This is a genomic window from Enterococcus sp. AMC1623, from assembly GCF_058216495.1.
The window spans coordinates 2093845-2118514 of record NZ_CM177096.1 but is presented as its reverse complement, the minus strand read 5'-3'; the positions used below and the strand labels follow the sequence as shown (position 1 = coordinate 2118514).

The window sequence follows — 24670 nt, the reverse complement described above, 5'->3', positions numbered from 1 at the left end:
TGATACAAAGCTAATATATCATAGAACTCTTTACTATAATCAAAAATGTCCTAACCGTAGCAAATTAATGCCTGAACGTTCAAAATATTAAGAATTTCCGGATATTTTACAAAAAAGTGAATTGATGAGCTTTTTTCTTGATCAATTATATTACAACGATTATCTAGTAGCAAACGTGCATGATTCCGTCAATGAAATAGAAAATGTGAGTCTTTTAAAATGAACTTGATGAAAATCAGAAATCATAAACACCAAGTCTAGCCGAGAACTACTTGAGTAAACACAGCCTCATCTGTCTTAACCTCATCAGCAAATAAACCAACAGAAACTACTCCAACAGTTGTCAACAAAATCCCCAAAAACACTTTTTTCATAAGATAACACTTCCTATCAAGTGTTTATAAAAATTTATGACCAATTTTTACAAAGTGAGTATTAGTTCTCTTTATTTAAAATGTGGGTATTAATATATTCCTGTCTTTTAAGTTATTATACACGTGTAAACAAAAGTACTAAAGTGTATTTAAAAGATTAGGAGAGAAAAAATATGACAAAAAAAGAAACGGTTACTTTCAAAGGACGTCACTTTAATATTGTAGGAGATTTATTTTTCCCAGAAAACTTTGATTCTTCTAACAAATATCCAGCTATTGTAGTTACTCATCCAACTAGTAGTGTGGGCGAACAAACATCTGGTTTATATGCAGAAAAATTAGCAGAAAAAGGTTTTGTAACAATTACTTTTGATGCAAGTTATCAAGGACGTAATGAAGGTGAGCCTCGTAATACAGAGGATCCAGCAGTACGTACAGAAGATATTAGTCGCGCGATTGATTATTTAGTGACATTAGATTATGTAGATGAAAATCGTATTGGTGCGGCAGGTATCTGTGCAGGTGGTGGATACACGATTCATGCAGCGAAAACAGAACGTCGTATTAAAGCAGTTGCTGGGATTGCACCGGCAAATGTTGGAGCAACATTCCGTGGCGCATTTGGATCAGAAGCTAACTTACTTGGCATGTTAGAACAAATTGCTCAACAACGTACAGCTGAAGCTCGTGGCGTAGAAGTACAGGAAGTAAACTGGATTCCAAATTCACCAGAAGAATTAAAAGCAGCAGGTATGACAGATATTGATTTTGTAGAAGCGGTAGATTATTATCGTACAGATCGAGGGTACTGCCCATTCTCATCAAACCTAGTACCATTTACGAACTATGCAGCAATTTTAGGTTTTGATGCAAATATCTTGTTGGAGATAAAGTTGGTGGATTTGCTTCATATCGTAATGGATTTGAAGTTTATACACGTGCAGCATCAACAGAAAAAGATATTAGGGTATTACCAGGTATCAGTCATTACGATTTATATGATCAACCAAAAGCAGTAGAACCTGCTGTTGAAAAATTAGATGAGTTCTTTACAAAATATTTAGGTAAATAGTTTTCAATTTTTCACAAAGAATAGCGCGTTCATCCAACATTCGGATGAACACGTTATTTTTTTATACGCTTTCTTTCTTTTGCAGAAAACGCTGCATCAAAAAGAATATACCAACAAGGATTCCTTCGCAGGCAAGCACCCACAAGAAAGTGGAATAACTAATACGAAGTGTTTCTAGATTACACCAACGTAAAAACCGGTCAATCGGTAAGACGATGACAAAATAAATGAGCAATGCTTGCCACAACTTAAATTTGTTTTCAAAAAATCTGTTGGTAGTGATGAGCAAACCAATGAATAGTGCCAGATTATAACTATCCATAGTTATTGCCGATTCTTGGAAGAAAAAATTAATAACTATCAATATAAGTGATATATATAAACAAATTTTGCAGATATGATAACCTAAATCAACCCATTTTTTTTTCATACTTTTCGTCACCTCATCTTTTTTTATCAGAGTAGCACAAATTCCTATCTAACATAGATTTTTGTCCTAAACGTCGCTATTTTGTGCGTGAACGTTGATTGTTCATACTTTTTTCAAAACTTTTTTCTTGCAAGTTTACAATTTGAGTGTATAATGACACAGTGTCATATGACATCGTGTCATAAATAATAATGAGGAGGGGAAGAAGATGCCAACTGAGACATTTTTTAATTTACCCAAAGAAAAGCAACGACGTATTTTAGATGCAGCGAAAAAAGAATTTTCCAGAACATCTTTGAAAGAAGCGTCTATTGCTAATGTTATCAAGGATGCTGAAATTCCTAGAGGCAGTTTTTATCAATATTTTAAAGATAAAGAAGATTTGTATTACTACTATTTTCAAACAGTTCAACAGGACAGCCATCGTTACTTAGTTTCATCAATTCAACAAGCGAACGGTGATTTATTTCAAGGTTTCGAAGAGTATTTTAAACGTATTGTGCCCGAAATTTTTATTGGCGACCATGCCTTGTTTTACAAAAATGTCTTTACGAATATGGATTATCATGGTTTCCGTCGCGTTGCTCCGCATCTAGAAAAGAATGCTGAATCCTGCCATGATAAAAAAATGGAACGCAAAAAGCATCAGAAAGTGTTGATAGATGCGATTGACTGCTCAAACTTAAAGGTGAGCGACAATCATGAATTACATTTACTATTACAATTATTAATGCATACCGTTTTTACAACAATTGCAGATGGCTATCGTCGCATATTAATCGACGGTTCCTATGACATTGAGCAAATCAATCAGAATTTTGAAAGCAAAATAAGCTGGTTGAAAAATGGCGCACGAAAGGAGAAGACTGAATGATTAAAATTTGGAAACGAATTTCTTGGATATCCGCATTAATGGCAGTCATTTTTATGGTTGTTCAAGTTATTGCTGATTTGTATTTACCAACCCTTACTTCGAATATTATTGATAAAGGTGTTGCAGTCGGTGATATTGATTATATCTGGCAAACGGGGATGTTCATGGTGGGCTTTTCATTAATTAGTATTATTGCAGCTGTAGGTAATACTTTTTTTGCTACCAGAGAATCACAAAAATTAGGGAAAGAATTGCGTACGGATATTTACAACAAAGTAGAAAATGCGTCTACACGTACCTTTGATAAATATGGAACAGCGTCATTAATTACACGTACAACCAATGACGTTAACCAAATTCAAATGGTTACGCAAATGTTCTTACGTATGATGATTAATGCACCTATTACTTTAATTGGGGCGAGTTTTTTAGCGTATTCTAAAGATCCACAATTAACAAAAATTTTCTTAGTGGTCATTCCAATTATTATCGTCGCAATTGGCGGAATTATGTATTTTGCGGTACCGTTATTTAAGAGTATGCAAAAGAAAACAGACCGTTTAAATTTGGTGTTTCGTGAAGGGTTGACAGGTGTTCGAGTCATCCGTGCTTTTAACAAAACTGCGTATGAAGAAAAACGATTTGATGATGCGAATAAAGATTACACACAAACAGCGATTAAAGTAAACACAATTGTGGCTTTAATGATGCCTTTGATGACGTTGATTATGAGTGGTACCAATGTTGCGATTACTTGGTTTGGTGGTCATTATATTGCAGATATGACTTTAGAAGTTGGGAATTTGATTGCCTTTATGACCTATGCAATGCAGATTTTAATTAGCTTTATGATGTTATCTATGATTTTTGTCATGGTTCCTCGTGCACAAGCTTCAGCAGAACGTATCAATGAAATTTTAGAAGAACCAGATGAAATTGTCGACATTCAAAATCCTGCGACAATTTCACGCCAAGGTAGTCAAGCAACCTTAGCTTTTGATCATGTAAGCTATCGTTTTCCGGGTGCTGAAAAATTAGCCTTAAAAGATGTCAATTTTTCAGTTGATTCAGGACAAACAGTTGCCATTATTGGTGGAACGGGTTCTGGGAAAACCACCTTAGTTAATTTATTACCACGTTTGTATGATGTCGAATCTGGTGTCATTCGCTTAAATAATCAAGATATTTCAAAAGTAACTCAACATGATTTACGTGAAGTGATTGGTTTTGTTCCTCAAAAGGCTGTGTTGTTTTCAGGAACCATTCGAGAAAATATGTGTTACGGACGACCAGAGGCTACCGATGAAGAAATTTGGCGTGCCTTAGAAATTGCACAAGCTAAAGATTTTGTTGAAGGTTTAGCAGATGGCTTAGAAAGTCGTGTGGAACAAGGTGGTGGCAATTTTTCTGGCGGTCAACGTCAACGCTTAGCGATTGCTCGTGCTTTGATTAAAGAATCAGATATCTATGTTTTTGATGATTCATTCTCTGCTCTAGACTTTAAAACTGACGCTAATTTACGCGGTGCTCTAAAAAAATCGATGACTGAAGGAATTATGGTTATCGTGGCACAACGTGTAAGTACCGTGATGGATGCAGATATTATTTTGGTTTTAGATGAAGGAAAAGTTGTTGGGCAAGGAACCCATGAGGAATTACTTGCTGATAATGCAACGTACCAAGAAATCGTACATTCACAACTAAGAGAGGAGGATTTAGCATGAGTAAAGAAAAAACACAATCAACACATGGTGGACCTGGAAGTGGTGGTCCAGGGCATGGCATGGGAATGAAACCGCAAAAAGCGAATAATTTTTGGGGCACAACGAAACGTCTTTTCCGATACATGTCAAAACGTTCTTATGCGATTATCCTTGTCTTTGTTTTAGCGATTGCTGCTGTTGTTTTCCAAATTCAAACACCGAAAGTTCTTGGTCAAGCAACTACGGAAATCTTTAACGGTGTGATGGCAGGTATGAAGCAAATCAAGCTGGGAGAACAAATTAGCAGTTTTCCAATTGATTTTGATAAAATTGGAGAAATCATTCTAATTGTTATCGGGATGTATATTATTTCCGCTATCTTCAATTTCTTCCAACAATTCATTATGACGCATGTGTCACAACGCACGGTTTATGAAATGCGTCGTGATTTAGATGAGAAGATGAGTCGTTTACCTATTTCGTATTACGATACACATAGTAACGGGGACATTATGTCACGTGCGATTAATGATATGGATAATATTGCCGGAACCCTTCAACAAAACTTGACGCAATTTGTTACCAGCATTGTAACCTTTATTGGGGTTTTGTGGATGATGTTAACCATTAGCTGGCAATTGACGTTAGTTGCTTTAGCGACAGTCCCTTTAAGTTTAATTGTTGTGATGTTAGTGGCACCAAAATCACAAAAACATTTTGCTACGCAACAAAAGAGTTTAGGTCTTTTAAATGACCAAGTTGAAGAAACTTATGGTGGTCATACTGTAGTGAAAACGTTTAATCATGAAAAAGCCGATCAAGAAGTTTTTGAAGTTGAAAACGAAAAATTATACGAGGCTGGTTGGAAAGCACAATTTATTTCTGCCATGATTATGCCATTGATGAACTTTGTTAAAAATTTAGGTTACGTCTTTGTTGCTGTACTTGGTGGGATTAAAGTTGCGAATGGAAATATGAATTTAGGGGATGTGCAAGCTTTCTTGCAATATACCAATCAATTCTCACAACCAATCACTCAAATTGCCAGCTTGATTAATACCATCCAATCAACAGTTGCTTCAGCAGAACGTGTCTTTGAAATCTTAGACGAAGAAGAAATGATTAATGAACCATCGTTACTTCCTATTGAAGAGAATGATTACAAAGTTCGCTTTGAAAATGTTCAGTTTGGTTATAATGAAGACAAGTTATTGATGACCGATTTTAATTTAGACGTTAAAGCAGGTGAAATGGTTGCGATTGTTGGACCAACTGGCGCAGGAAAAACAACGTTAATTAATTTGTTGGAACGATTCTATGATGTGTCTGGCGGTAGTATCCGTTATGAAGGAAAAGATACACGCGATTACACTCGTGATGAATTACGAAATCACTTCTCAATGGTCTTGCAAGACACATGGTTATTTACAGGAACCATTTATGACAACATCCTTTATGGAAATGAACATGCGACGAAAGAACAAGTTATCGCAGCCGCTAAAGCCGCACATGTGGATGAATTTGTTCGGAAGTTACCAGATGGTTATGAGACGGTTTTAAATGAAGAAGCTAGTAATATTTCACAAGGGCAACGTCAATTAATTACGATTGCTCGTGCTTTCCTTGCCAATCCAGATGTGTTAATTTTAGATGAAGCAACATCTAGTGTTGACACTCGTACTGAAATTTTGATTCAACAAGCGATGAATCGTTTGTTAGAAAATCGGACAAGTTTCGTTGTTGCCCATCGTTTATCTACGATTCGTGATGCAGATAATATTATTGTTATGAATCAAGGTTCAATTATTGAAACCGGAAATCATGATAGCTTAATGGCGAAAAATGGTTTCTATGCTGATTTATATAACAGTCAATTTTCAGAAGAAGTTGCTTAATGAAAAACGATGCTTACGAGAAGAAGTAGGCATCGTTTTTTTATTTCTTGATAGACAAATAGTTTAACACCTGAATTTTTTTCTCTAGGCGCTTCGTGGTATAATGAACCTAGCAAATTTTGGAGGAAAACACATGACATTAACAATTAAAAATTTAACAGGGGGTTATAGTCAATTACCTGTTTTAAAAGATATTAATTTTAAAATCAATGATGGTGAACTTGTCGGATTGATTGGTTTAAATGGTGCGGGCAAAAGTACAACCATTAAAGAAATCATCGGCTTGTTACAACCACAAAAGGGCAGTATTGAAATTGATGGTTTAACACTAAAAGAAAATCCTGAAGAATATCGCAAAAAAATCGGGTATATTCCTGAAAGTCCAGCATTGTATGAAGAACTAACGCTACGTGAACATTTAGAAGTCACGGCAATGGCTTATGATATTCCTCAAGACATTGCTTTACAACGTGCGGAACAGCTATTAAAAACCTTTCGTTTAGAGAATCGTCTGGAGTGGTTTCCAGCTAATTTTTCTAAAGGGATGAAACAAAAAGTCATGATTTTATGCGCTTTTTTAATTGAACCGAGCTTATATATCATTGATGAACCTTTCTTAGGTTTGGATCCATTAGCGATTCATGCATTACTCGAATTAATGAAAGAGATGAAAGAATCAGGCGCTTCGATTTTGATGTCGACCCATGTATTAGCAACGGCTGAAAAATATTGTGATCGTTTTATTATGTTGCACAATGGGGAGATTCGTGCGCAAGGTTCGATGGCAGAATTACAACAACAATTCGGTTTAGCAAACGCATCTTTAGATGAAATCTATCTTGCGCTGACAGAGGAGGCGTAGGAAATGAAAGAATTTTTTCGACAACGACTAAATCTGCACCAGAAAAACATGCAGCGCTATTTGAAATATGTATTTAATGACCATTTTGCATTGACGATGACCTTTCTAGTAGGTGGGTTGGGATTGTATTATTCCAATATCTTAAAGACATTGCCAAAAGAGTTTATTTGGGGGACACCGATTGTTTTAGTCATTTGGTTAGTTGCACTTCAAATTGGGCAATTTGCTAGTGTAGCGAAACCAGCCGATGCTGTTTTTTTATTACCCAAGGAAAAACAAATGCGTGATTACTTAACCCAAGCATTTAAGTATAGTTGCTATTTACCATTCGGAGTGTTGCTTTTAATTGGCGGTGCGACAATGCCGTTAGTAGTTTTATCGACAGGGAAGGATTTTTCTTCGTTTGCTTTTTTTCTCGTCATCTTATGGTGTTTGAAATTTAGTCAATTACAAATCCAGCGAATGGCTTTATTTCAAGATATGGAGAAAGCTGTCAAAAATGCTTTTGTTTTATGGTGGATTATTAGTTTAGCAACACTAAGCGTGGGTTTGTTCATCTATCCTTTAATTGGGGTTTTGGTAGCTTTTTTACAAGCTTATTTATTCCACAATTTATGTTGGCAAAAAATGCAAGCACCTCTTGATTGGGATAAGATGATTGCAACAGAACAGCATCGTTTGTACCGTTTATATCGTTTTATTAATTTATTTACAGATGTTCCTGAAATTACTGCTCAAATTAAACGCCGAAAATATTTGGATGGAATTTTGTCAAAAATTACATTTAATCAAAAAAATACCTATCTGTATTTGTATGCACGTCGCTTTATTCGCGGTACAGAATTTAGTGGATTATATTTGCGTCTGCTAGGATTAGGCAGTATTTTATTAGTCTTTATTACCGAAAGATGGTTTGCTTTGGGAGTGGGTGTATTATTTATCTATTTGATTGGTTTTCAATTATTACCGCTATATCATCAATTTCAATATATGACGAGTGCCCAGCTCTATCCTGTAGCCGAACAACAAAAATTAAGTGCGCTTCAGACATTGTTACGAATGGCATTACTGGTTGTCGCATTGATTTTTTCTGTGATTAGTAGTTTGGTTGTTGCAAGTTGGATGGACCGTGGAATCATTGTCCTTAGCTTTTTTGTAATCGCCGTGCTTTTTGTTGAACTTTACGTCCCGTATCGTTTAAAAAAGAACCAATAACTAAAAATACGCTAAAGATTATCTAAAAATCAGATGGGAAAGAAAAAAGCTAAATAGATGTGCTTGACGACCTGTAGTTAGGACGATAGAATAAGTATTACTGTGAAAAAAAGAAGGAGGCACGCAGGATGGCTATTCGTTTTGATAATGATTGGGATCTGCATCCAATTAAAGGCGATACTGGCAAAGCATATGTCGGTTTAAAAGCAGAAGACAAAGTATTCATCAAACGTAATACCACTCCGATGCTTGCTGCTTTGTCAAAAGAAGGCATTACACCCAAACTAGTTTGGACGAAACGAACAGGGAATGGCGATACGTTAACCGCACAAGAATGGTTAGAAGGACGCATTTTAGACCCTGAAGAAATTGGACAACGTAACGATGTGATAGACGTGTTATACCATTTGCATCATTCAGATTCTTTAAAAGAGATGCTTGAGAAAATGGGCGGCATTGTGAGGTCACCACAAAAGATGTTGCAAGACTATGAAACAGAATTAGCGACGGATTTGGTTGAGAACCAATTTTTGTCTTTAGTTCATAGTTATTTAGAAAAAAATATTCCACCATTTAAACCATCTGAAAAAGCTGTCGTGCATGGTGATGTCAATTATCGTAATTGGTTAGTTTGTAAAAATTACCTTTATTTAGTTGATTGGGATTCTGTGATGTTTGCTGATCCAGCAGTTGACATCGGAACAATTCTAGGACACTATCTACCAATTTCTAGTTGGAATCATTGGCTGATGAGCTATGGCATCCATGGAAATAGTGAAAATATGGAAAAAATTTACTGGTATGCGTTATTGAGTATGTTGCAAGAAGTAAAAAAATACCATAAACGAAATGCGCTCAAAGAAATGAATCAAGAAATTTTACAGCTAAAACGAATTTATACAGGATAAAGTCTGGTAGTGACAGAAAGGAACAACTATGAGAGTAAGAAAACGTACAGGAGCAGAGGATTTAATCGCTTCGCATCCGCAATTTGTTGTGGATCAACCACAAGAATGGAAAGGGCGCTGGGCAGAACGCTTTGGTAATGACCAACCGATTCATATTGAAATTGGAATGGGCAAAGGACAATTTATTGCAAATATGGCTAAGGCACATCCAGAAATTAATTATATTGGAATTGATATGCAAGTGAGTGTCGTCTCTTTTGCTTTAGATAAATTGATTGATGAAGCAATTCCGAACTTGCAATTATTACACGTTGATGGCTCAGCCTTGACGGAATATTTTGCCGATAGTGAAGTTGATCAAATCTATTTGAATTTTTCTGATCCGTGGCCAAAAAGTCGTCATGAAAAACGTCGCTTAACATACAAAACCTTTTTAGCCGTCGATGAACAAATCTTACGTCCAGAAGGAGAAATTCATTTTAAAACGGACAATCAAGGATTGTTTGAATATTCCTTAGCAAGCTTCTCACAATATGGCTTAATCATTCAAAAAGTATGGTTAGATTTACATACGAGCAATTTTGAAGGCAATATTATGACGGAATACGAGGAGAAATTTTCTTCGCGTGGTCAACGTATTTATCGCGTTGAGGCAAAATTCCCTGATAAAACAAAAAAATAATCACAAAAAGTTAGAAACGAACAACTCAGTTTCTAACTTTTTTTGTGCTACAATAAACGAGAAATGAATGGAGGGATGGCCATGTTTTTAGGTATTGATATTGGAACGACAGCGATTAAATTTGCAGTAATTGCAGATGGGAAAATTAAATTTCAACAAACTAGTCCGGTAACAACTTATCGAGAAAAGCACATGAATTATCAACGAGCGACTGAATTATTAGCGGTCTTAAAAGTAGGGATTCAATCGATTCCCAAAGATATGCGCGAAGCATTAGAAACCATTAGTTTTAGTGTGGCGATGCATAGCGTTTTACCGTGGGGAGAAGGTTTGGATGATGCTATTTATATTTGGTCGGATACACAAGCAGAACAAACAATTGCCGCCTTTAAACAACAAGCAGTAGCATCGGCTTTTTATCAAAGAACGGGCACACCAATTCATCCGATGTCACCTTTTGCTAAATTGTTGTATTTCCAGCAACAAGCACGTTTCCCAGAACGAACTCATTATTATGGCATTAAAGAGCTCATTATGCATTATTTTACAGGCGAATTTGTCATCGATTATGCGACGGCTTCGGCAACGGGCTTATTTAATTTACTTGAGCGCACATGGGACGATGAAATTTTAGCTTTTATTGGTATTTCTAAACAACAACTTGCCCCATTGGTTGATACAACGGCGACTTTTTCTTTAGAACCGTCAGCTGCTACTGAATTGAAAATTCCAGCAACCGCCACAGTTGTGGTTGGTGCAAGCGATGGTTGTCTCGCAGCTTATGCTAGCTATATAGCCACAGATATTCCAAACAGTTTAACGATTGGGACGAGTGCATCTGTTCGCAAAGTAACCACACAACCAACGTTTGATAGTACCAACCAAAATTTTTGCTATTATTTGAATGAAAAATATTACGTGACGGGCGCCCCTTCAAATAATGGGGGCTGTGTCTTAGAATGGGCAAGTCAGCTATATGCAGACACGCCAACTGAGTTTTTCGAAAACTTGCCTAATGCCTTGAAACAGTCTCCAATTGGGGCTAATGGTTTATGTTTTGAACCATTTATTAATGGTGAACGGGCACCTTTATGGCAAGCAGATGTCACAGGAACATTAAAAAATATTCGTATTCAGCATACAAAAGAAGATATGATTCGCAGTGTCGTTGAAGGGATTTTATTTAATATTCGTACGTTGACGGAAACCGTAAATGTCACAGACAACCTATCCTTAAGTGGTGGTTTCTTCAAATCAGAAATGTTGCGGGAAATGACTGCCGATATTTTGGGAGTAGATTGTTATTTATCGGATTATAATGAACCAATTATGGGACTATATTATTTAATCTATGGACGGCAAACAACACCTGCACCTATTGAAACAATTGCTTTATCTCTAGAAAATTATGAACAATACACAGAAGTGTTTAAAAATTATTTTTCTAAATAATTAAAAAAGAACAGTTTGGTAAATAACAAGACAAACTGTTCTTTTTTTGCAAACAAACGTAGAAAAGTCGCTTATTATGGGGTATGATTAGGCTTAATAAATGGATGTAAAGGTTAAGGAGAAACGATGTATGGGAAGTATGATGGTATTAACTATCTTTTTTCCAAGTATTATTGTCAGTTTATTAATTACTATTGATACAGTTTTTAGTAGTGTGAAAAAAGTTTTTTCGAATAAAATTCTGCAATTGATACTTATTATTTTGTTGTATTTTACGTATTTGTTTTGTTTGTTGTCGCTTTCCGTTCACTTACTTGGTGCAGTTTATTACGAGTATTCGTTAATATTATTTATTGCGTATTATTTTTTTCGAAGCTATGGCAAATATTTAATTTTGTTGACGCCTTTTCTGTTAGTTAGTTATTCAAAGTTGATTGATCTCAGAGTCGTTGTCTCATACGATCAATTATTTATGATTGCGTTGCTGATTTTTTCTTTATTTGTGGTGATTGATTGGCTGCCATTTGGTTGGCGTAATCTTAAATTTAGTGTTTTGTTCATTTTATCTATGCTTATTTCTGCCTATTTCCATTTGCAAGAAGTAGGTACATCCTTTTTTACCGAAAATAGTGGCACCATCGTGTTACTTATTACTGGTTCTTTAGTGATTTTAGTGTCTTTTTATCTTTATTTTTCGCTACAAGAAAAAGGGAATGCCCGGATTCGTGAAGAATTGATTGCTAGTAAAATTGATCGCTTGACAGGGGTTCATAATTACTCTGCTTTAAGTGACATGATTGAGTTTTTGAAAGAGCATAAACAAGTCATTACCGTGGCCATGCTTGATTTGGATCATTTTAAAAAAATTAATGACCAAAATGGACATTTAGTTGGAAATGAAGTGTTACGTGATTTTGTTCAGCTTTTAGAAGCACATTTGTCTTTATATTTGGATAAAAATAACGTTGAAATCTATCGCTTTGGTGGCGAAGAATTTTGTATCTTTTTTTATGATTCATCTAAAAATTCAGCCTACAAAATAATTGAAGAATTTCGTGCAAAAATTGAAACGTATCCTATGGGAGTAGGAATGACGGACGGTGTTTCGATTACTTTTTCAGCAGGAATTGAAAATACCATCAACCAAACAGATATTTTAGAAACATTAAAAAAAGCAGATGAAGCTTGTTATATAGCAAAGCAATCAGGAAGAAATAAAGTCGTAATATATCATAATAACTATCAGTAAAAAAAGCCAAATCATGACGATTCGGCTTTTTTATTAGGTTACTTTTTCTGTGATGTTGGTCACATTTTTTAATTGGAGTGGGTCGGTTGATTCTGGAAGTTGTTTAATTGTTTCTGATTTTGTATTGTTTTCAGCAAATGACGGAGGTAATAAACCCATTTTCAATAACAATTCTTCTGAAGAAGCACCCGTTTTTTCTTGATAGGTACGGACTAAGAAGAGTTGTTTATAAGAAATCAACTTGTGTTCATAACGTTCATAAGCAAAATCAATCAATGGGATAGAGCTGTCTAACATCGCTAAACCATCCAAAATAGTTTGTTGTAATGCATAAATAGTAGATACACTAATGTGATACGTCTCTTCTAACAGAGGGATTGCATCGCGTGGTGTGGCATCACAAATAGCAAAAACATAATGATTGTCTGTCTCTAAAATCGGTAAACAATACCATTCTTGTAGTTGCTTGCGATTAAATTTTTTAGCAAATTCTGGTTGAAGATAGGTGGATAAATTGGTTGCAGGTAGATATTGTAAATGTTGTACATTGGCAAGTGCCTCTAATAAGCGATCTTCTGAAATCAAATCATGCTCCAATAAGTAGGCTCCTAAGGCTTGTTTTTGTTCGTTAGCATTTTCCAAAGCTTCTTTTAAGACGGTTGGTTCAATGAACCCTTTTTCTAACAGCACATCGCCCAATTTCCGATGATAACGTTGTAAAACATCTTTTTCTAGAAAATGATGTTCAGTTTTATCCCAGACTAATTGTTTTTGTTCATTTTGTTTGTTCTTGCGTTTAGCTTTCTTTTCTTTTTTGACAGGTGTTTGATTGCCAAACATTCGTTGTTTGAAGGCTTTCATCGTTGCGACCATGTTAATAATATTTCCATAAACAAAACGTATGGGTAAAATTGGTGGTAATAAGCAGGCAAAGAAAACACTTCGCATCCCATAGACATGTTTAATTGCTACTGCGCGGAATAATTGTCTTTCAAGCATCATAATCGTCACTAAGACACATAAATACCAAGATAAGGAATATTTTGGATAAATAGGTGTTAAGTCCCAAAACAAGGAAGCAAAGAAATAGATTAAAACTGGATAACCCACTAGAACTAATAGATTACCAATTTTGGCTTTAAAATCGCGATAAAGTGAATAGCGTCCAGCAAAGGACATTTCTTTTGTTGCAAAAATTTCTCGGAATTTAAATGACTGCATAGTGATTCCTAAAATCCAGCGTGTTTTTTGTTTGACGGCTGTCTTAAACGTGTAAGGAAAACGACTACGTGTCGCAATAAATTCATAAACAAATTCATTTTTAAAGTTAATGCGAGGGACTTCAACTAAAGGATAATACATTTGAATGCCTTTTTGGTATAACGTTAAAGATAAGCGATAATCTTCCGTTAAGCTATCTTTTGGTAAAACATCTTCATCGCCAAAACTATCAATCACTTCCCGAGAAAGCGTAAAACCAGTTCCAGCCGAGGGGACAAAAGCGCCACTACTATAGCGACTGACCATCGTTGAAAAATGATTTTCTGCAAATTCATCAGCGTAAGTATTCGTCACCAAATTTTTGAAAAAGTTGCTAAACTTAGGCATTTCCATCAATGGAAAAACTGGAAACTGAATAGCAGGATACGTTTCTAGTAAATAATTGGTTACTTTTAATTCATACGGATGAACAACGTCTTCTGAATCATGGACGTTTAAAGCTTCAAAATGCCATTGCTTTTCTTTTTCCATCGCTTTAATTTGTGTAATGATGTAGTTGATATTTTGCGCTTTGGAAGTTGGTCCAGGTAATTCATTAATAATCATATGGACATTTTCATATTTTTCTTCTAATTGTCGTGCAACGGTAATGGTGGCCGCATCATTTGGATATACACCTAAAAATACATGATACATAGAATTAGGGTAATGGACGGATTCGATCATGTTATCAATAACATCACCTAAGACACTTTCTTCATGCCAAGCAGCAATGGCCACCGCTATCAATTTAGGGGGAATATCATCAGCTTTTTTGAGATCTAATAATTCTCTTTTGTAAGATTTGCGTCTAAATAAGGTAATAATATCCCAAATAAAATCATCAAATCCCGTTAAAATATACAACATGACTAACACTAAGCCAATGATATACAAAACATTCTCATCTATCATATAAAACCTTCCTTTTTTTAGATATACGTAAGGTAGTGTATCTTTTTTCACAACGAAGTGCAATGAAAGTACTCATTAAATAAAAAAAGGTAGCGTACAACTATTATGTACGCTACGTTTAAACTATTTTAAGCTAAGGCTGCGATTGTCTCATCAAATTCAGCTTTGACTGCAGCTAATGTTTCAGGATGTTCTAACAATTCTAAAATAGTTAGAGACAATCCTTGAGCTGCTTTGATTAAGCCGTTTTGTCCATCTGGAGAAATAGTGGCTGCGGCCATTTCTTTTGTGTGTCCACCCACTTCTGGTCCACAAATTTTGATATTCCCTTGGATAGTTGGACAACGATAACTGACAGCTCCGACGTCTGTTGAACCTGTGGCAATTTCGTCTACGGGTTTTACATCTTCCACTCCTAGTTCAGCATATTTTTCTGCTAAAATATCTGCTAATTTGTAGTTGATAACCGTATCTTCATAAGGACACTCATAAGTAGAGGTTTTAAAAGTGACGCCGTTAGCTTTACAAATCCCATCTACTGCTTGTACGGCTTTTTCTGTTAATTCTTTAGCATAACCAATTGTTGGTGCACGGAAGTAATATTCCATTGATGCATAACCTGGAATAACGTTCGCTGCTTCACCACCATCTTTAATCACTCCATGAATATATGTGTGAGGCGCAGCAAATTGACGAAGTAAATTAATTTGTAGGTAACTCATAACGGCTGCATCTAAAGCCGAAGCACCTGATGCGGGATCACATGCATGCGCATTTTTACCAAAAAATTCAAATTTAATTGGATTAAGAGCGTTTGAACGTCCGCCAACACCATTTTGACTACCTGGATGAACCATTAAGGCAACATCAACAGTATCAAAAACGCCAGCTTCTGACATACTAACTTTGCCACCGAAATTTTCTTCTGCAGGAGTTCCTACAACAAATAATTTACCGCCAAATTGATCGATAATGCCTTTCACTGCTTCACCTGTCGCAACGCCAATACCTGCAATTAAATTGTGGCCACAACCATGACCAACTTCAGGTAAAGCATCATATTCACACATGACGGCAATGGTTGGTCCAGGTTTACCTGTATCATATTCCCCTAAAAAACCTGTAGGAACGACATAACCAGATGTTGTTTTAAAACCGACACTATCCAAATAATTAACTAGTAGTTTCATCGTTTCAAATTCTTCATTCCCGATTTCAGGATTTTCATACATTGTGTTTACTAATTCCATATACACATCAATATTATTTTCGATGGATGCTAATAATGTTTCTTTGACTGTCATAGTGCTATTCTCCTATTCCTTTAAGGCGTTGACTGCTTGCTCTTCTGATTCTTCACGCCATTTTGCTAAATTGCCATTGTCATTGTTTTCTTTGATTACTTTATTGACGACCGTAATCAGCGATTCTGTGTCGTCACCTTTTGGAAAACCAATAACATTGGTGCCATATTTATTTTCAGGGTCTAAATTAAACGTTTCTTTTGGTAAAATTACTAAATCTGGGAAAGTTGTTAATAGAGGTTCCACAGAAGAAGTTGAAACAGTTACTGCTTGAATATCACCTGAGTTTAGCGCTAAAACTGCTGCGTCCATTGTGCCGAATTGTTTAATGTTTTTTGCATCAGTTAAGGTACTAGCAGTTTCAAATTGAATGGATCCGCCTTGAGCACCAATTGTTAAACTAGCAGCTTTTAAATCGTCCAAAGTTTGATATTTTTCAGCGATTTCTTTAGGAACTAAAATTCCTTGAAAACCATTGTTGACTTCTTGTTGGTAACCTTCAGAGAAATCCATGATTCCTTCACGTTGTTCTGTTGCTACAAAGCCAGAAATACCAAAGTCGACACTATTGGTTTGAATATTGGCTAATACGCCATTAAAATCGGTTGCCTTAATTTCTAGTTCAACACCAATTTCATCAGCAACTGCTTTGGCTAACGCAATGTCACTACCAACAATTTCCTTTTCGTTTTTATCATTTAAAATATAAAACTCATACGGAGGAAAGTCAGGGGAGGTACCGATTACTAATTTTCCTTTGTCTTTAATTTGTGCCAATTTATCATTTGTTCCAGAATCAGCTGATTTTTTTGAATCTCCTGAACCACATGCAGCCAAGGTGACTATCGCCACACAACTTAATACCAATAATGTTAATTTTTTCATAATGAAAACCCCTTTGAATTAAAATGTAATTTGATCTAAAAATTCTTTTGTTCGCTGTTCTTTTGGAGAATCGAACAGTTCATTCGGTGTACCTTCTTCAACAATCACGCCTTTGTCGATAAAAAGAACACGCGAAGCAACTTGTTTCGCAAAATTCATTTCGTGAGTTACGATGACGGTCGTTAAATTACTTTTGGCTAAATCTTGAATAACTAATAACACTTCTTTTACCATTTCTGGATCAAGCGCAGAGGTAGGTTCGTCAAACAACATGACTTCAGGTTCCATTGCCAAAGCACGCGCAATAGCTACCCGTTGTTTTTGTCCGCCAGATAATTTATTGGGATAAACATCTCTTTTATCTAACAATCCAACTTTTTTCAGTAAGGTTTCTGCTTTTTGTGAAGCTTGTTGTTTTGTTAGATTTTTTAACTTCATTGGCGCTAAAATGATGTTTTCTAAAACCGTCATATTAGGGAATAGATTGAAATGTTGAAATACCATGCCAATATTTTCGCGAATTTGATTGATTTCGGTTTCTTTTAATTGCGGATTCGTTAATAAAATATCTTTGAAATAGACATCACCACTTGTCGGAATTTCCATCAAGTTTAGACAACGAAGAAAAGTCGATTTCCCAGAACCAGAAGGACCAATGACGGCAATTGTTTCACCTTTTTCAATATGCGTTGTGATGCCATTTAAAACGGCTAAATCACCAAATTTTTTCGTTAATTGATTGGTTTTAATCATAGACATTTAACCTCGTTTCTAATTTCTTGATTAATGCAGTTAATGTAAAGGTTAGGAAGAAATAAATCAGAGCAACGATAATTAATGGTTCAAAAATAGAATACGTAGCTGCTTTTACAATATTACTGGTATACATGACATCAAAAATCCCTACAACTGAGACGATAGAGGACTCTTTAATCATCATAATAAATTCATTACCTAGTCCTGGAAGTACCACACGAATTGCTTGGGGGATAATGACGGATTTCATGGTTTGCCCGCGACTCAATCCTAATGAGCGTCCGGCTTCCATTTGTCCTTTGTCAATCGAAGCTAACCCGCCACGTAACAATTCACAGATATACGCACCAGAGTTGATTGATAAAGCCACAACGGCGGTTAAAAATTCTCTGGAACCGTATGTGTTTCCTAAAAATGAAATAGCAGGTAATGAAATACCAATTAAAGGTAACCCGTATAACCAAATGTACAATTGGACTAATAATGGCGTCCCGCGAATTACTTGTGTATAAATTGCCGCAATAATATTTAAAATTTTTAATCGCGATTGTTTCATTAATGTCGCAAATAAACCGAGTAATGAACCCAACACAACTGTTATTAAAGATAAAACAATCGTCACAATCGTTCCGTCTATAAAAGTGGGAATCCACTTGACTGTTTTTCCAAAATCTATGACTATTCCTAACATTGCATCCATAGTAATTCCTCACTTTTAATAATATTTAATGAATAAAAATAATTCCATTAGGTATGAAATGTATAATAATACATAATCAAGATGTTTGCAACACTTTTTGGATTTTTATGCAAAAAAATATATGAAGTGTAATTTATATGTATATATTTTCAATATTCGTGTATATAATACAACTGTTTTTTTGATAGAAATCAATCAATTAACAAATCCTTCAAGAGAATGGTATGATACACATATAAAGGAGGGACTAACATTGAGTTTAAAAGACACATACACACTAGCAAATGGGATTGAAATTCCAGTTGTAGGCTTTGGAACATGGCAAACACCCGATGGCGATGTTGCTGAATCGTCGGTTTTAGCAGCTATCAAAGCAGGCTATCGCCATATTGATACGGCGGCGGTTTACAAAAATGAAGCATCTGTAGGACGTGGCATTGCCAAAAGTGGCATTCCTAGAGAAGAATTATTTATTACGACAAAATTATGGAATGATGCTCATTCGTATGATTTAGCAAAACAAGCAATTGATGAATCAATGAAAAAATTAGGGGTCGATTATTTAGATTTATATTTGATTCACTGGCCAAACCCAGTAGCCTTTCGTGATAATTGGCAAGAAGCGAATGCTCAAGCCTGGCGGGCGATGGAAGAAGCGGTAGAAGCTGGCAAGATTCGTGCGATTGGGGTATCTAATTTTATGCCGCACCATTTAGATGCGTTACTTGAAACAGCTAAGATTAAACCAGTCGTTAACCAAATTTATCTAAGTCCAAGCGATCGCCAAGAAGAAGTCGTTGCGTATAATCAAAAACATGGCATTTTGAGTGAAGCTTATAGTCCATTAGGTACAGGGAAAATTTTTAGTGTACCAGAATTAAAAACAATTGCTGAAACTTATGACAAAACGATTGCGCAAATCGTTTTACGTTGGAGTTTACAACATGGTTTCTTGCCATTGCCTAAGTCTGTTCATGAAGAGCGGATTATTGAAAATGGTCAGATTTTTGATTTTGAATTAAGCCAAGCAGACATGGAAGCAATTGACCAATTGCAAGGAGCTGCTGGAGAAGCACCTGTCCCAGACGAAAAAACATTTTAATCGTTCAATAGTCACCAATTTTTTGGTGACTATTTTTTTAACTAACAAAACTTATAGCTCGTCTAACAGTAATGAAAGTTCATTTTAGTATTTGGTGTGCTAGACTGGATTTACTGAGTAGATGGAGGTTAGTAATGACAAAACAAGTTAGTTTAACAGGATATCAATTAAAAATTTTAGGGATTATTTTAATGGTGGGGGATCATATCTATGAAATGTTTATTTATGCACAGCCACCAACCATTTTAAATATGTTTGGTCGAATTGTATTACCGATTTTTCTATTTTTAAGTGCGGAAGGTTTCTATTACACACGCAATCGTTTGAAGTATATGTCACGTTTATTAATTGGCTTTTGGGGAATGAACTTAGGGAATCAACTCATTCCCAAATTATTTCCAATGGATGAAGTGATGCTATTCAATAATGTATTTGGGACACTTTTTTTAGCTACACTAGTGATGTATTGTATTGAAGAATACAAACAAAAGCATTGGCTAAAAGCAACGGGTTTGTTAACTTTACCCTTTGTAATCGCCTTGCCGTTTTTTATTTGGATGAGTACAGGAAATGGTAGTTCAATGTTCATTTATCTGTTACAAATTTTTCCTACGTATATTACGGTTGAAGGGGGCTATGCGGCGGTTTTATTAGGTGCGATGTTCTATCTCTTTAGAGAAAAACGGAGCTTGCAATTTTTGTCCGTAGCAGTCGTTTCATTAATTGCAACCGGATTTGACTTTAGTCAGTTACTTGTGAACTACCAATGGATGATGGTTTTTGCCATCATACCTTTAGCATTTTACAACGGACAAAAGGGTCGGGGGGATAAATATTTCTTCTATGCTTTTTATCCAGGACATATCTATTTGCTATACATCTTCTCATATGTTTATTTGAACTATTGGATGTAGCAGTAGCAAGCAAAACTATGTGGAGGAAAAATAAAACGAGGAGAATTTGGGATACCCAAAATTCTCCTCGTTTTTAGTTTACACAACGGTCCATTCATCAATGGTTTTGCCGTCTTTATCTTTTAAAACTAACCAGCTATTAGTACCGGCATAATATAAGAAGTGTCCGACTTCGTTAACGCTTTTTAAAACGACATCTTCTGTTGTCACAAAATCATTGATTTTATCGGCATGTTCTTCACGAAGCTGTTTCGTAAAACGTCCGGCTAAACCAATAGAACCATCTTTATTTAAAGGAATTTCTTGGCGTAAGTGAGCGCCTTTTTTAATGCGCATTTCATTTCGTTTTTGCCAGATGACAGTTGCTTGACTGTCGTATTCATCCACGAAAAATTCAATGGTACTCACTTCTTTACGCCAGCGATGCTGAGCTTTGGCTGGTTTTGGTTTTTGCGGTTTTTCTTCTATTTTACGAAAAGCAAGTCCAAACTTTTCTAATAAAGTTAACACAACTTCTTGATAAGCGGTAACAGTTGGATAGTGATTTGCTGGAATTTTTTTTGCTCCTTTACTCATCACTTTTAACTTGCTTTCTTCGGCAGTTTCCACTAGACGTTGAATGAGATACCCTTGCTCCATTTCCCAAGGAGGCGTAATTTGTACACAGGTATCATAAGCTGTTCGTGAGCTAAACGGACCTTCTGTTGTGCCGATTGCTCGCAATTTTTGTTCTTTAAACAATAGATAAACGCTGGCTTCTGGAGCAACCAATTTTTTATCGTTAGAATAGAAAATGGTGATTTGTCCTTGATTGTCTGCTAGTTGTAGCGTTAATTTTTCATTACTTAGTGAGAGTGCTGCTTGAATAGTCATAATCTTACTCCTCGCTAAAATTGTTTATTTTATATTATTATAACAGTAACAAGAATAAGAAGAAATTTATTTGTTAGGAAGAAGGGATTTCAATGTCAATCGAAGAATATGAACAAGCCTTACCTGAAAAGTGGCGAGAGAGTTATTTTCAACTAAAAGAAATTATTATTACGCATTTACCAACAGGATTTGAGCTGGTTATGCAATATGGGATGCCTACTTTTGTTGTTCCTCTAGCGGTGTTTCCAGAAGGATATTTACAACGAGAAGACGAGCCATTACCATTTGTTTCCTTAGGTGCACAAAAGAATCACTTGGCGATTTATCATATGGGTATTATGGGCAATCCGCCATTATTAACTTGGTTTCAAGAAGAATATGCGAAACAGGTACCTACTAAATTAAATATGGGAAAAAGCTGTATTCGTTTGACAAATCCTAAAAATATTCCTTATACTTTGGTTGGTGAACTGATGGAAAAAATAACGGTTGAAGAATGGATTGAACGTTACACACATTATCAAGAGAAAAGTGGCAATCGTAAATGATTGCCACTTTTTTATGGTGCAGGAGGAACTGTATTACGAATTTGTGCTGCCCATTCAAAACCAGCTTCAGTTAATGTGCCATCACGCAACGTATATTCACTTGTATGTGTCTCGCCACCATCATACGTAATCGTTAAATTAATTTGGTCATTCTCAAGATAGTCGACTTGGTAGGTACCTGTCATTGCTTCGCCTTTGCCATCTGAATAAACTTCAAAGGTTCCATCGGGATTGTAATTCCACACATTCTGAAAATCGTATTCTTTATTTTTCATCGTCCAAGTACCTATTAAATTATAATTAAAATCAATTGTTTCTCGTTCCACCACATCCATATAAGCATTATCAGTTAAGACATGTTCTGCTTGTCCTTGACGAGTAAAGGTTCCTAAGTACCCAAAATTCATTTTACGGCTATCTTCGTTAACATTGGCGATAAAATAATTTCCAATGCTATCGATATTTACGTTAAAGCCGTATAATTTCACCATTTTGATTGCGCCATTATCCACAGCGACTTTCAATGTTCCTTGACTAGTAATGCCACCTGTTAATTGCCAATGTCCTTCTTCATCGATGGTTAGAGTTAGATTTTCTTGAACCCAAGTGCCGACAAGATTAGCTTGCGTTTCAACAGGGATGGGTTCTTGTGTTTCAGAAGTTGCATGGGTTTCACTGCTTGTTTGATCGGTTGAAGTTTCCATGGTGGTTTCATGAACCACGCTAGTTTGAGTCGTTTGACTCCTTTCTGAGGTGCTTTCTATAGGTGTTGTGGTTCGTCCACAAGCGGCTAATAATAAAACAAATAAAAGCAACAAAACTCGTTTCATTTTAATCCCCTCCTTTGTCTTTAGTATAGGATAAAATAACGTTTTCATAAAGCGTGCAGACTTCTTTGGTAAAAGAAAAAACAATACGTTATACTAAAGAAAAACGAGGAGGAAGCTGTGTGATTAAAAAAATTCAAATGAACCGTGATAAACCTGTAATTAATTTAATTCCCAAAATTGTCTATGGGCATCGAATGGAAGGTAGTAATGCTGTTTATCGTCCATTAAGTTTGAGTTTGATGCGTCCACGAATGTCATTTCCTTATGACGAAAAGCATAGCAATTTACCCGTCATTATTTGGCTTTGTGGGGGAAGTTTTTCAGCGATGGATCGCAATGTATGGACGCCAGAATTAGCCTGGTTTGCGAAACGAGGCTATGCAGTTGCAAGTATCGATTACAGTGTGACAGCCAGAGCCAAATTTCCCGATCAAATTGAAGATGTCAAATTAGCGATTCGCTATTTAAAAGCACATGCTGAAGAGCTTGGGTTAGATTCGCAACGTTTTATTGCGATGGGAGAATCAGCAGGAGGATATTTAGCAGCTTTAGTTGGTGCGACTGCCAATACTCGTGAGTATGACAAAGGAGACTATTTGAAATATTCAAGTCGTGTCAAAGCGGTTGTTCCTTGGTATCCTTTAGTTTCTGTGCCAGATTTTTTGGCTGCGGTACCACGTAATTCACTGCGTCTGTTTCGCTTGCGAGAAGCTATTCATGAACTCACTCAAATTAATGTACCTTTGGATGCGTTGAACTACCCTGATGTGACAAAATTTATCAGTGGGCAAACGCCCCCATTTTTAATTTTACATGGAGATGCGGATACGATTGTTCCCGTCAGTCAAAGCCATTTATTATATGAAGCGTTAAAAGCTAAAGGTGTTCCTGCTGAATTGTATATTTTTGAAGGGGTAGAACATGCGGATGCTCCGTTTACCCAAGAGGAAACCAAACAACTTATTTTTGAATTTTTACAGCGAATGGTAGACTAATAAATAGATACTAAAGGAGGAATTGTGAATGGAGTTTGTAACATTAAATACTGGCATTCAATTACCAATTATTGGTAGTGGGACGAATACCTTTGGAAAAGTTGACCGTGCTTATATGGGTGCAATTAATGGAGATACAACCGAATTACAAGAGGCAATTGCTTTAGGTTATCGTCATTTTGATACGGCGATTGCTTACCGTAATGAAGCAGTCGTTGGTCAAGCAATCAAAGAAATTGGCTTAGAGCGTAGCGAATTTTTCATCACATCTAAACTTCCGGGAACGAAAGAATATACAGCGGACAAAGCGGCTGTTCAAAAAGGCGTAGAAGCAAGCTTACAGGCGCTGGATACAACATACATTGATTTGTATTTGGTTCATCATCCATGGGAAAATTTAGAAGAAATCGTGTCAGTTTGGCAAGTATTGGAAGAATACGTGGAACAAGGTGTGTTAAAAGCAATCGGTGTTTCTAATTTTGAAGAAAAAGAATTAAGCTACTTACTCGAACATTCACGTATTAAGCCAGCCGTCAATCAAGTAGAATCACATCCAGGTAAGTGGAATGATGCGATTATTGCGTATTCTTTGGATAATGGTGTGATTCCAGAAGCTTGGGGTCCATTAACACGTGTTAGTCAAGAAGCCCAAGCAGCTTTAACTGAAATTGGTACACATTATGATAAAACATGGGCACAAATTATCTTACGTTACCAAATTGAGCGTGGCGTTATTGTGATTCCGAAATCACATAATAAAAAACGGCAAGCATTGAATTTAGAGTTATTTGATTTTTCTTTAACAGACTCAGAAAAAGCAACGATTCAAGCGTTATAATAAACATGCGACAGATTGATAAAATCTGTCGTGT

Annotated in this window: 23 protein-coding genes; 15 read left to right on the top strand and 8 right to left on the bottom strand. The window is 35.9% G+C overall.

Translation table 11 applies throughout. The features are described 5' to 3' along the window. The first annotated feature begins 547 nt into the window (after positions 1-547). On the top strand, positions 548-1393 hold the full coding sequence (locus tag AC4BC7_RS10275; RefSeq protein WP_490502795.1) for an alpha/beta hydrolase: 846 nt from the start codon (positions 548-550) through the stop codon (positions 1391-1393). 114 nt (positions 1394-1507) lie between these two features. Here the strand turns inward: AC4BC7_RS10275 and AC4BC7_RS10270 are convergent, their stop codons facing one another. Next, positions 1508-1876, bottom strand: a complete 369-nt coding sequence (locus AC4BC7_RS10270) for a hypothetical protein (protein ID WP_490502794.1) — start codon at positions 1874-1876, stop codon at positions 1508-1510. Between the two features lie 208 nt (positions 1877-2084). Between AC4BC7_RS10270 and AC4BC7_RS10265 the strand changes: the two genes are divergently transcribed. The 9 genes from AC4BC7_RS10265 (at position 2085) to AC4BC7_RS10225 (ending at position 12716) form a co-directional block, all read left to right on the top strand. Further along, complete coding sequence (locus AC4BC7_RS10265; protein WP_207871650.1) at positions 2085-2750, top strand: TetR/AcrR family transcriptional regulator; 666 nt, start codon at positions 2085-2087, stop codon at positions 2748-2750. Continuing rightward, positions 2747-4474, top strand: coding sequence for an ABC transporter ATP-binding protein (locus tag AC4BC7_RS10260; RefSeq protein ID WP_207871649.1), 1728 nt, complete (start codon positions 2747-2749; stop codon positions 4472-4474). Before AC4BC7_RS10265 ends, AC4BC7_RS10260 begins: the two co-directional genes overlap by 4 nt. Next, positions 4471-6348 carry an ABC transporter ATP-binding protein gene (locus tag AC4BC7_RS10255; protein WP_490502793.1) on the top strand — a complete coding sequence of 626 codons (1878 nt, stop codon included), beginning with the start codon at positions 4471-4473 and terminating at the stop codon, positions 6346-6348. The genes AC4BC7_RS10260 and AC4BC7_RS10255 overlap by 4 nt, the downstream gene beginning before the upstream one ends. 133 nt (positions 6349-6481) lie before the next feature. After that, positions 6482-7210, top strand: a complete 729-nt coding sequence (locus AC4BC7_RS10250) for an ABC transporter ATP-binding protein (protein ID WP_207871647.1) — start codon at positions 6482-6484, stop codon at positions 7208-7210. A gap of 3 nt (positions 7211-7213) precedes the next feature. Continuing rightward, on the top strand, positions 7214-8425 hold the full coding sequence (locus AC4BC7_RS10245) for an ABC transporter permease (RefSeq protein ID WP_490502792.1): 1212 nt from the start codon (positions 7214-7216) through the stop codon (positions 8423-8425). A gap of 128 nt (positions 8426-8553) precedes the next feature. Continuing rightward, positions 8554-9333 (top strand): phosphotransferase family protein, encoded by a 780-nt coding sequence (locus AC4BC7_RS10240; RefSeq protein WP_207871645.1) that lies wholly within the window; start codon positions 8554-8556, stop codon positions 9331-9333. Between the two features lie 28 nt (positions 9334-9361). Next, on the top strand, positions 9362-10015 hold the full coding sequence (trmB, locus tag AC4BC7_RS10235; RefSeq protein WP_207871644.1) for a tRNA (guanosine(46)-N7)-methyltransferase TrmB: 654 nt from the start codon (positions 9362-9364) through the stop codon (positions 10013-10015). 81 nt (positions 10016-10096) lie between these two features. Continuing rightward, the gene (locus tag AC4BC7_RS10230; protein WP_490502791.1) at positions 10097-11467 is read left to right on the top strand and encodes a gluconokinase; all 1371 of its coding nucleotides are present in this window, start codon (positions 10097-10099) and stop codon (positions 11465-11467) included. A gap of 130 nt (positions 11468-11597) precedes the next feature. Continuing rightward, positions 11598-12716 (top strand): GGDEF domain-containing protein, encoded by a 1119-nt coding sequence (locus tag AC4BC7_RS10225; protein WP_490502790.1) that lies wholly within the window; start codon positions 11598-11600, stop codon positions 12714-12716. A gap of 33 nt (positions 12717-12749) precedes the next feature. Here AC4BC7_RS10225 and AC4BC7_RS10220 read toward each other — a convergent pair whose 3' ends face one another. The 5 genes from AC4BC7_RS10220 to AC4BC7_RS10200 all read right to left on the bottom strand — a co-directional run bounded on the left by AC4BC7_RS10220 (position 12750) and on the right by AC4BC7_RS10200 (position 18536). Beyond that, entirely contained in the window at positions 12750-14891 is a 2142-nt protein-coding gene (locus tag AC4BC7_RS10220) for a glycosyltransferase (RefSeq protein WP_490502789.1), read from the bottom strand. Between the two features lie 128 nt (positions 14892-15019). Beyond that, positions 15020-16195, bottom strand: coding sequence for a M20 family metallopeptidase (locus tag AC4BC7_RS10215; protein ID WP_207871640.1), 1176 nt, complete (start codon positions 16193-16195; stop codon positions 15020-15022). Positions 16196-16207: 12 nt separating this feature from the next. Continuing rightward, positions 16208-17080, bottom strand: a complete 873-nt coding sequence (locus AC4BC7_RS10210) for a transporter substrate-binding domain-containing protein (protein WP_490502788.1) — start codon at positions 17078-17080, stop codon at positions 16208-16210. A gap of 18 nt (positions 17081-17098) precedes the next feature. Beyond that, positions 17099-17833: an amino acid ABC transporter ATP-binding protein gene (locus tag AC4BC7_RS10205; RefSeq protein ID WP_490504426.1), complete on the bottom strand. Its 735-nt coding sequence runs from the start codon at positions 17831-17833 to the stop codon at positions 17099-17101. Then, a complete protein-coding gene (locus AC4BC7_RS10200; RefSeq protein WP_490502787.1) occupies positions 17826-18536 on the bottom strand; it encodes an amino acid ABC transporter permease in 711 nt (236 codons plus the stop codon). The genes AC4BC7_RS10205 and AC4BC7_RS10200 overlap by 8 nt, the downstream gene beginning before the upstream one ends. Positions 18537-18789: 253 nt before the next feature. Here AC4BC7_RS10200 and AC4BC7_RS10195 point away from each other — a divergent pair, with 253 nt between their 5' ends. Next, on the top strand, positions 18790-19638 hold the full coding sequence (locus AC4BC7_RS10195) for an aldo/keto reductase (RefSeq protein ID WP_207871637.1): 849 nt from the start codon (positions 18790-18792) through the stop codon (positions 19636-19638). A 134-nt stretch (positions 19639-19772) separates the two neighbouring features. Continuing rightward, complete coding sequence (locus AC4BC7_RS10190; RefSeq protein WP_490502786.1) at positions 19773-20552, top strand: TraX family protein; 780 nt, start codon at positions 19773-19775, stop codon at positions 20550-20552. Positions 20553-20630: 78 nt separating this feature from the next. Here the strand turns inward: AC4BC7_RS10190 and AC4BC7_RS10185 are convergent, their stop codons facing one another. Next, the gene (locus tag AC4BC7_RS10185) at positions 20631-21425 is read right to left on the bottom strand and encodes a hypothetical protein (protein WP_490502785.1); all 795 of its coding nucleotides are present in this window, start codon (positions 21423-21425) and stop codon (positions 20631-20633) included. Positions 21426-21511: 86 nt separating this feature from the next. On the opposite strand from AC4BC7_RS10185, the gene AC4BC7_RS10180 reads away from it, so the two are divergent. Beyond that, entirely contained in the window at positions 21512-21973 is a 462-nt protein-coding gene (locus tag AC4BC7_RS10180) for a DUF1801 domain-containing protein (RefSeq protein ID WP_422389687.1), read from the top strand. A gap of 11 nt (positions 21974-21984) precedes the next feature. On the opposite strand, the gene AC4BC7_RS10175 is transcribed toward AC4BC7_RS10180, so the two are convergent. Next, on the bottom strand, positions 21985-22803 hold the full coding sequence (locus AC4BC7_RS10175) for a hypothetical protein (protein WP_490502784.1): 819 nt from the start codon (positions 22801-22803) through the stop codon (positions 21985-21987). Between the two features lie 119 nt (positions 22804-22922). On the opposite strand from AC4BC7_RS10175, the gene AC4BC7_RS10170 reads away from it, so the two are divergent. Both AC4BC7_RS10170 and AC4BC7_RS10165 read left to right on the top strand, forming a co-directional pair. Then, positions 22923-23798, top strand: coding sequence for an alpha/beta hydrolase fold domain-containing protein (locus tag AC4BC7_RS10170; protein ID WP_490502783.1), 876 nt, complete (start codon positions 22923-22925; stop codon positions 23796-23798). Between the two features lie 28 nt (positions 23799-23826). Next, positions 23827-24636, top strand: coding sequence for an aldo/keto reductase family protein (locus AC4BC7_RS10165; RefSeq protein ID WP_490502782.1), 810 nt, complete (start codon positions 23827-23829; stop codon positions 24634-24636). Positions 24637-24670 lie beyond the last annotated feature (34 nt).

Excerpts from the sequence above, each read along its gene's own strand:
- AC4BC7_RS10270 (WP_490502794.1), bottom strand. The coding sequence starts at position 1,876 with ATGAAAAAAAAATGGGTTGATTTAGGTTATCATATCTGCAAAATTTGT.
- AC4BC7_RS10250 (WP_207871647.1), top strand. The coding sequence starts at position 6,482 with ATGACATTAACAATTAAAAATTTAACAGGGGGTTATAGTCAATTACCT.
- AC4BC7_RS10200 (WP_490502787.1), bottom strand. The coding sequence starts at position 18,536 with ATGGATGCAATGTTAGGAATAGTCATAGATTTTGGAAAAACAGTCAAG.
- AC4BC7_RS10255 (WP_490502793.1), top strand. The coding sequence starts at position 4,471 with ATGAGTAAAGAAAAAACACAATCAACACATGGTGGACCTGGAAGTGGT.
- AC4BC7_RS10165 (WP_490502782.1), top strand. The coding sequence starts at position 23,827 with ATGGAGTTTGTAACATTAAATACTGGCATTCAATTACCAATTATTGGT.
- trmB (WP_207871644.1), top strand. The coding sequence starts at position 9,362 with ATGAGAGTAAGAAAACGTACAGGAGCAGAGGATTTAATCGCTTCGCAT.
- AC4BC7_RS10210 (WP_490502788.1), bottom strand. The coding sequence starts at position 17,080 with ATGAAAAAATTAACATTATTGGTATTAAGTTGTGTGGCGATAGTCACC.
- AC4BC7_RS10245 (WP_490502792.1), top strand. The coding sequence starts at position 7,214 with ATGAAAGAATTTTTTCGACAACGACTAAATCTGCACCAGAAAAACATG.
- AC4BC7_RS10225 (WP_490502790.1), top strand. The coding sequence starts at position 11,598 with ATGGGAAGTATGATGGTATTAACTATCTTTTTTCCAAGTATTATTGTC.
- AC4BC7_RS10215 (WP_207871640.1), bottom strand. The coding sequence starts at position 16,195 with ATGACAGTCAAAGAAACATTATTAGCATCCATCGAAAATAATATTGAT.
- AC4BC7_RS10175 (WP_490502784.1), bottom strand. The coding sequence starts at position 22,803 with ATGAAACGAGTTTTGTTGCTTTTATTTGTTTTATTATTAGCCGCTTGT.
- AC4BC7_RS10205 (WP_490504426.1), bottom strand. The coding sequence starts at position 17,833 with ATGATTAAAACCAATCAATTAACGAAAAAATTTGGTGATTTAGCCGTT.
- AC4BC7_RS10220 (WP_490502789.1), bottom strand. The coding sequence starts at position 14,891 with ATGATAGATGAGAATGTTTTGTATATCATTGGCTTAGTGTTAGTCATG.
- AC4BC7_RS10265 (WP_207871650.1), top strand. The coding sequence starts at position 2,085 with ATGCCAACTGAGACATTTTTTAATTTACCCAAAGAAAAGCAACGACGT.
- AC4BC7_RS10260 (WP_207871649.1), top strand. The coding sequence starts at position 2,747 with ATGATTAAAATTTGGAAACGAATTTCTTGGATATCCGCATTAATGGCA.
- AC4BC7_RS10185 (WP_490502785.1), bottom strand. The coding sequence starts at position 21,425 with ATGACTATTCAAGCAGCACTCTCACTAAGTAATGAAAAATTAACGCTA.
- AC4BC7_RS10275 (WP_490502795.1), top strand. The coding sequence starts at position 548 with ATGACAAAAAAAGAAACGGTTACTTTCAAAGGACGTCACTTTAATATT.
- AC4BC7_RS10240 (WP_207871645.1), top strand. The coding sequence starts at position 8,554 with ATGGCTATTCGTTTTGATAATGATTGGGATCTGCATCCAATTAAAGGC.
- AC4BC7_RS10190 (WP_490502786.1), top strand. The coding sequence starts at position 19,773 with ATGACAAAACAAGTTAGTTTAACAGGATATCAATTAAAAATTTTAGGG.
- AC4BC7_RS10230 (WP_490502791.1), top strand. The coding sequence starts at position 10,097 with ATGTTTTTAGGTATTGATATTGGAACGACAGCGATTAAATTTGCAGTA.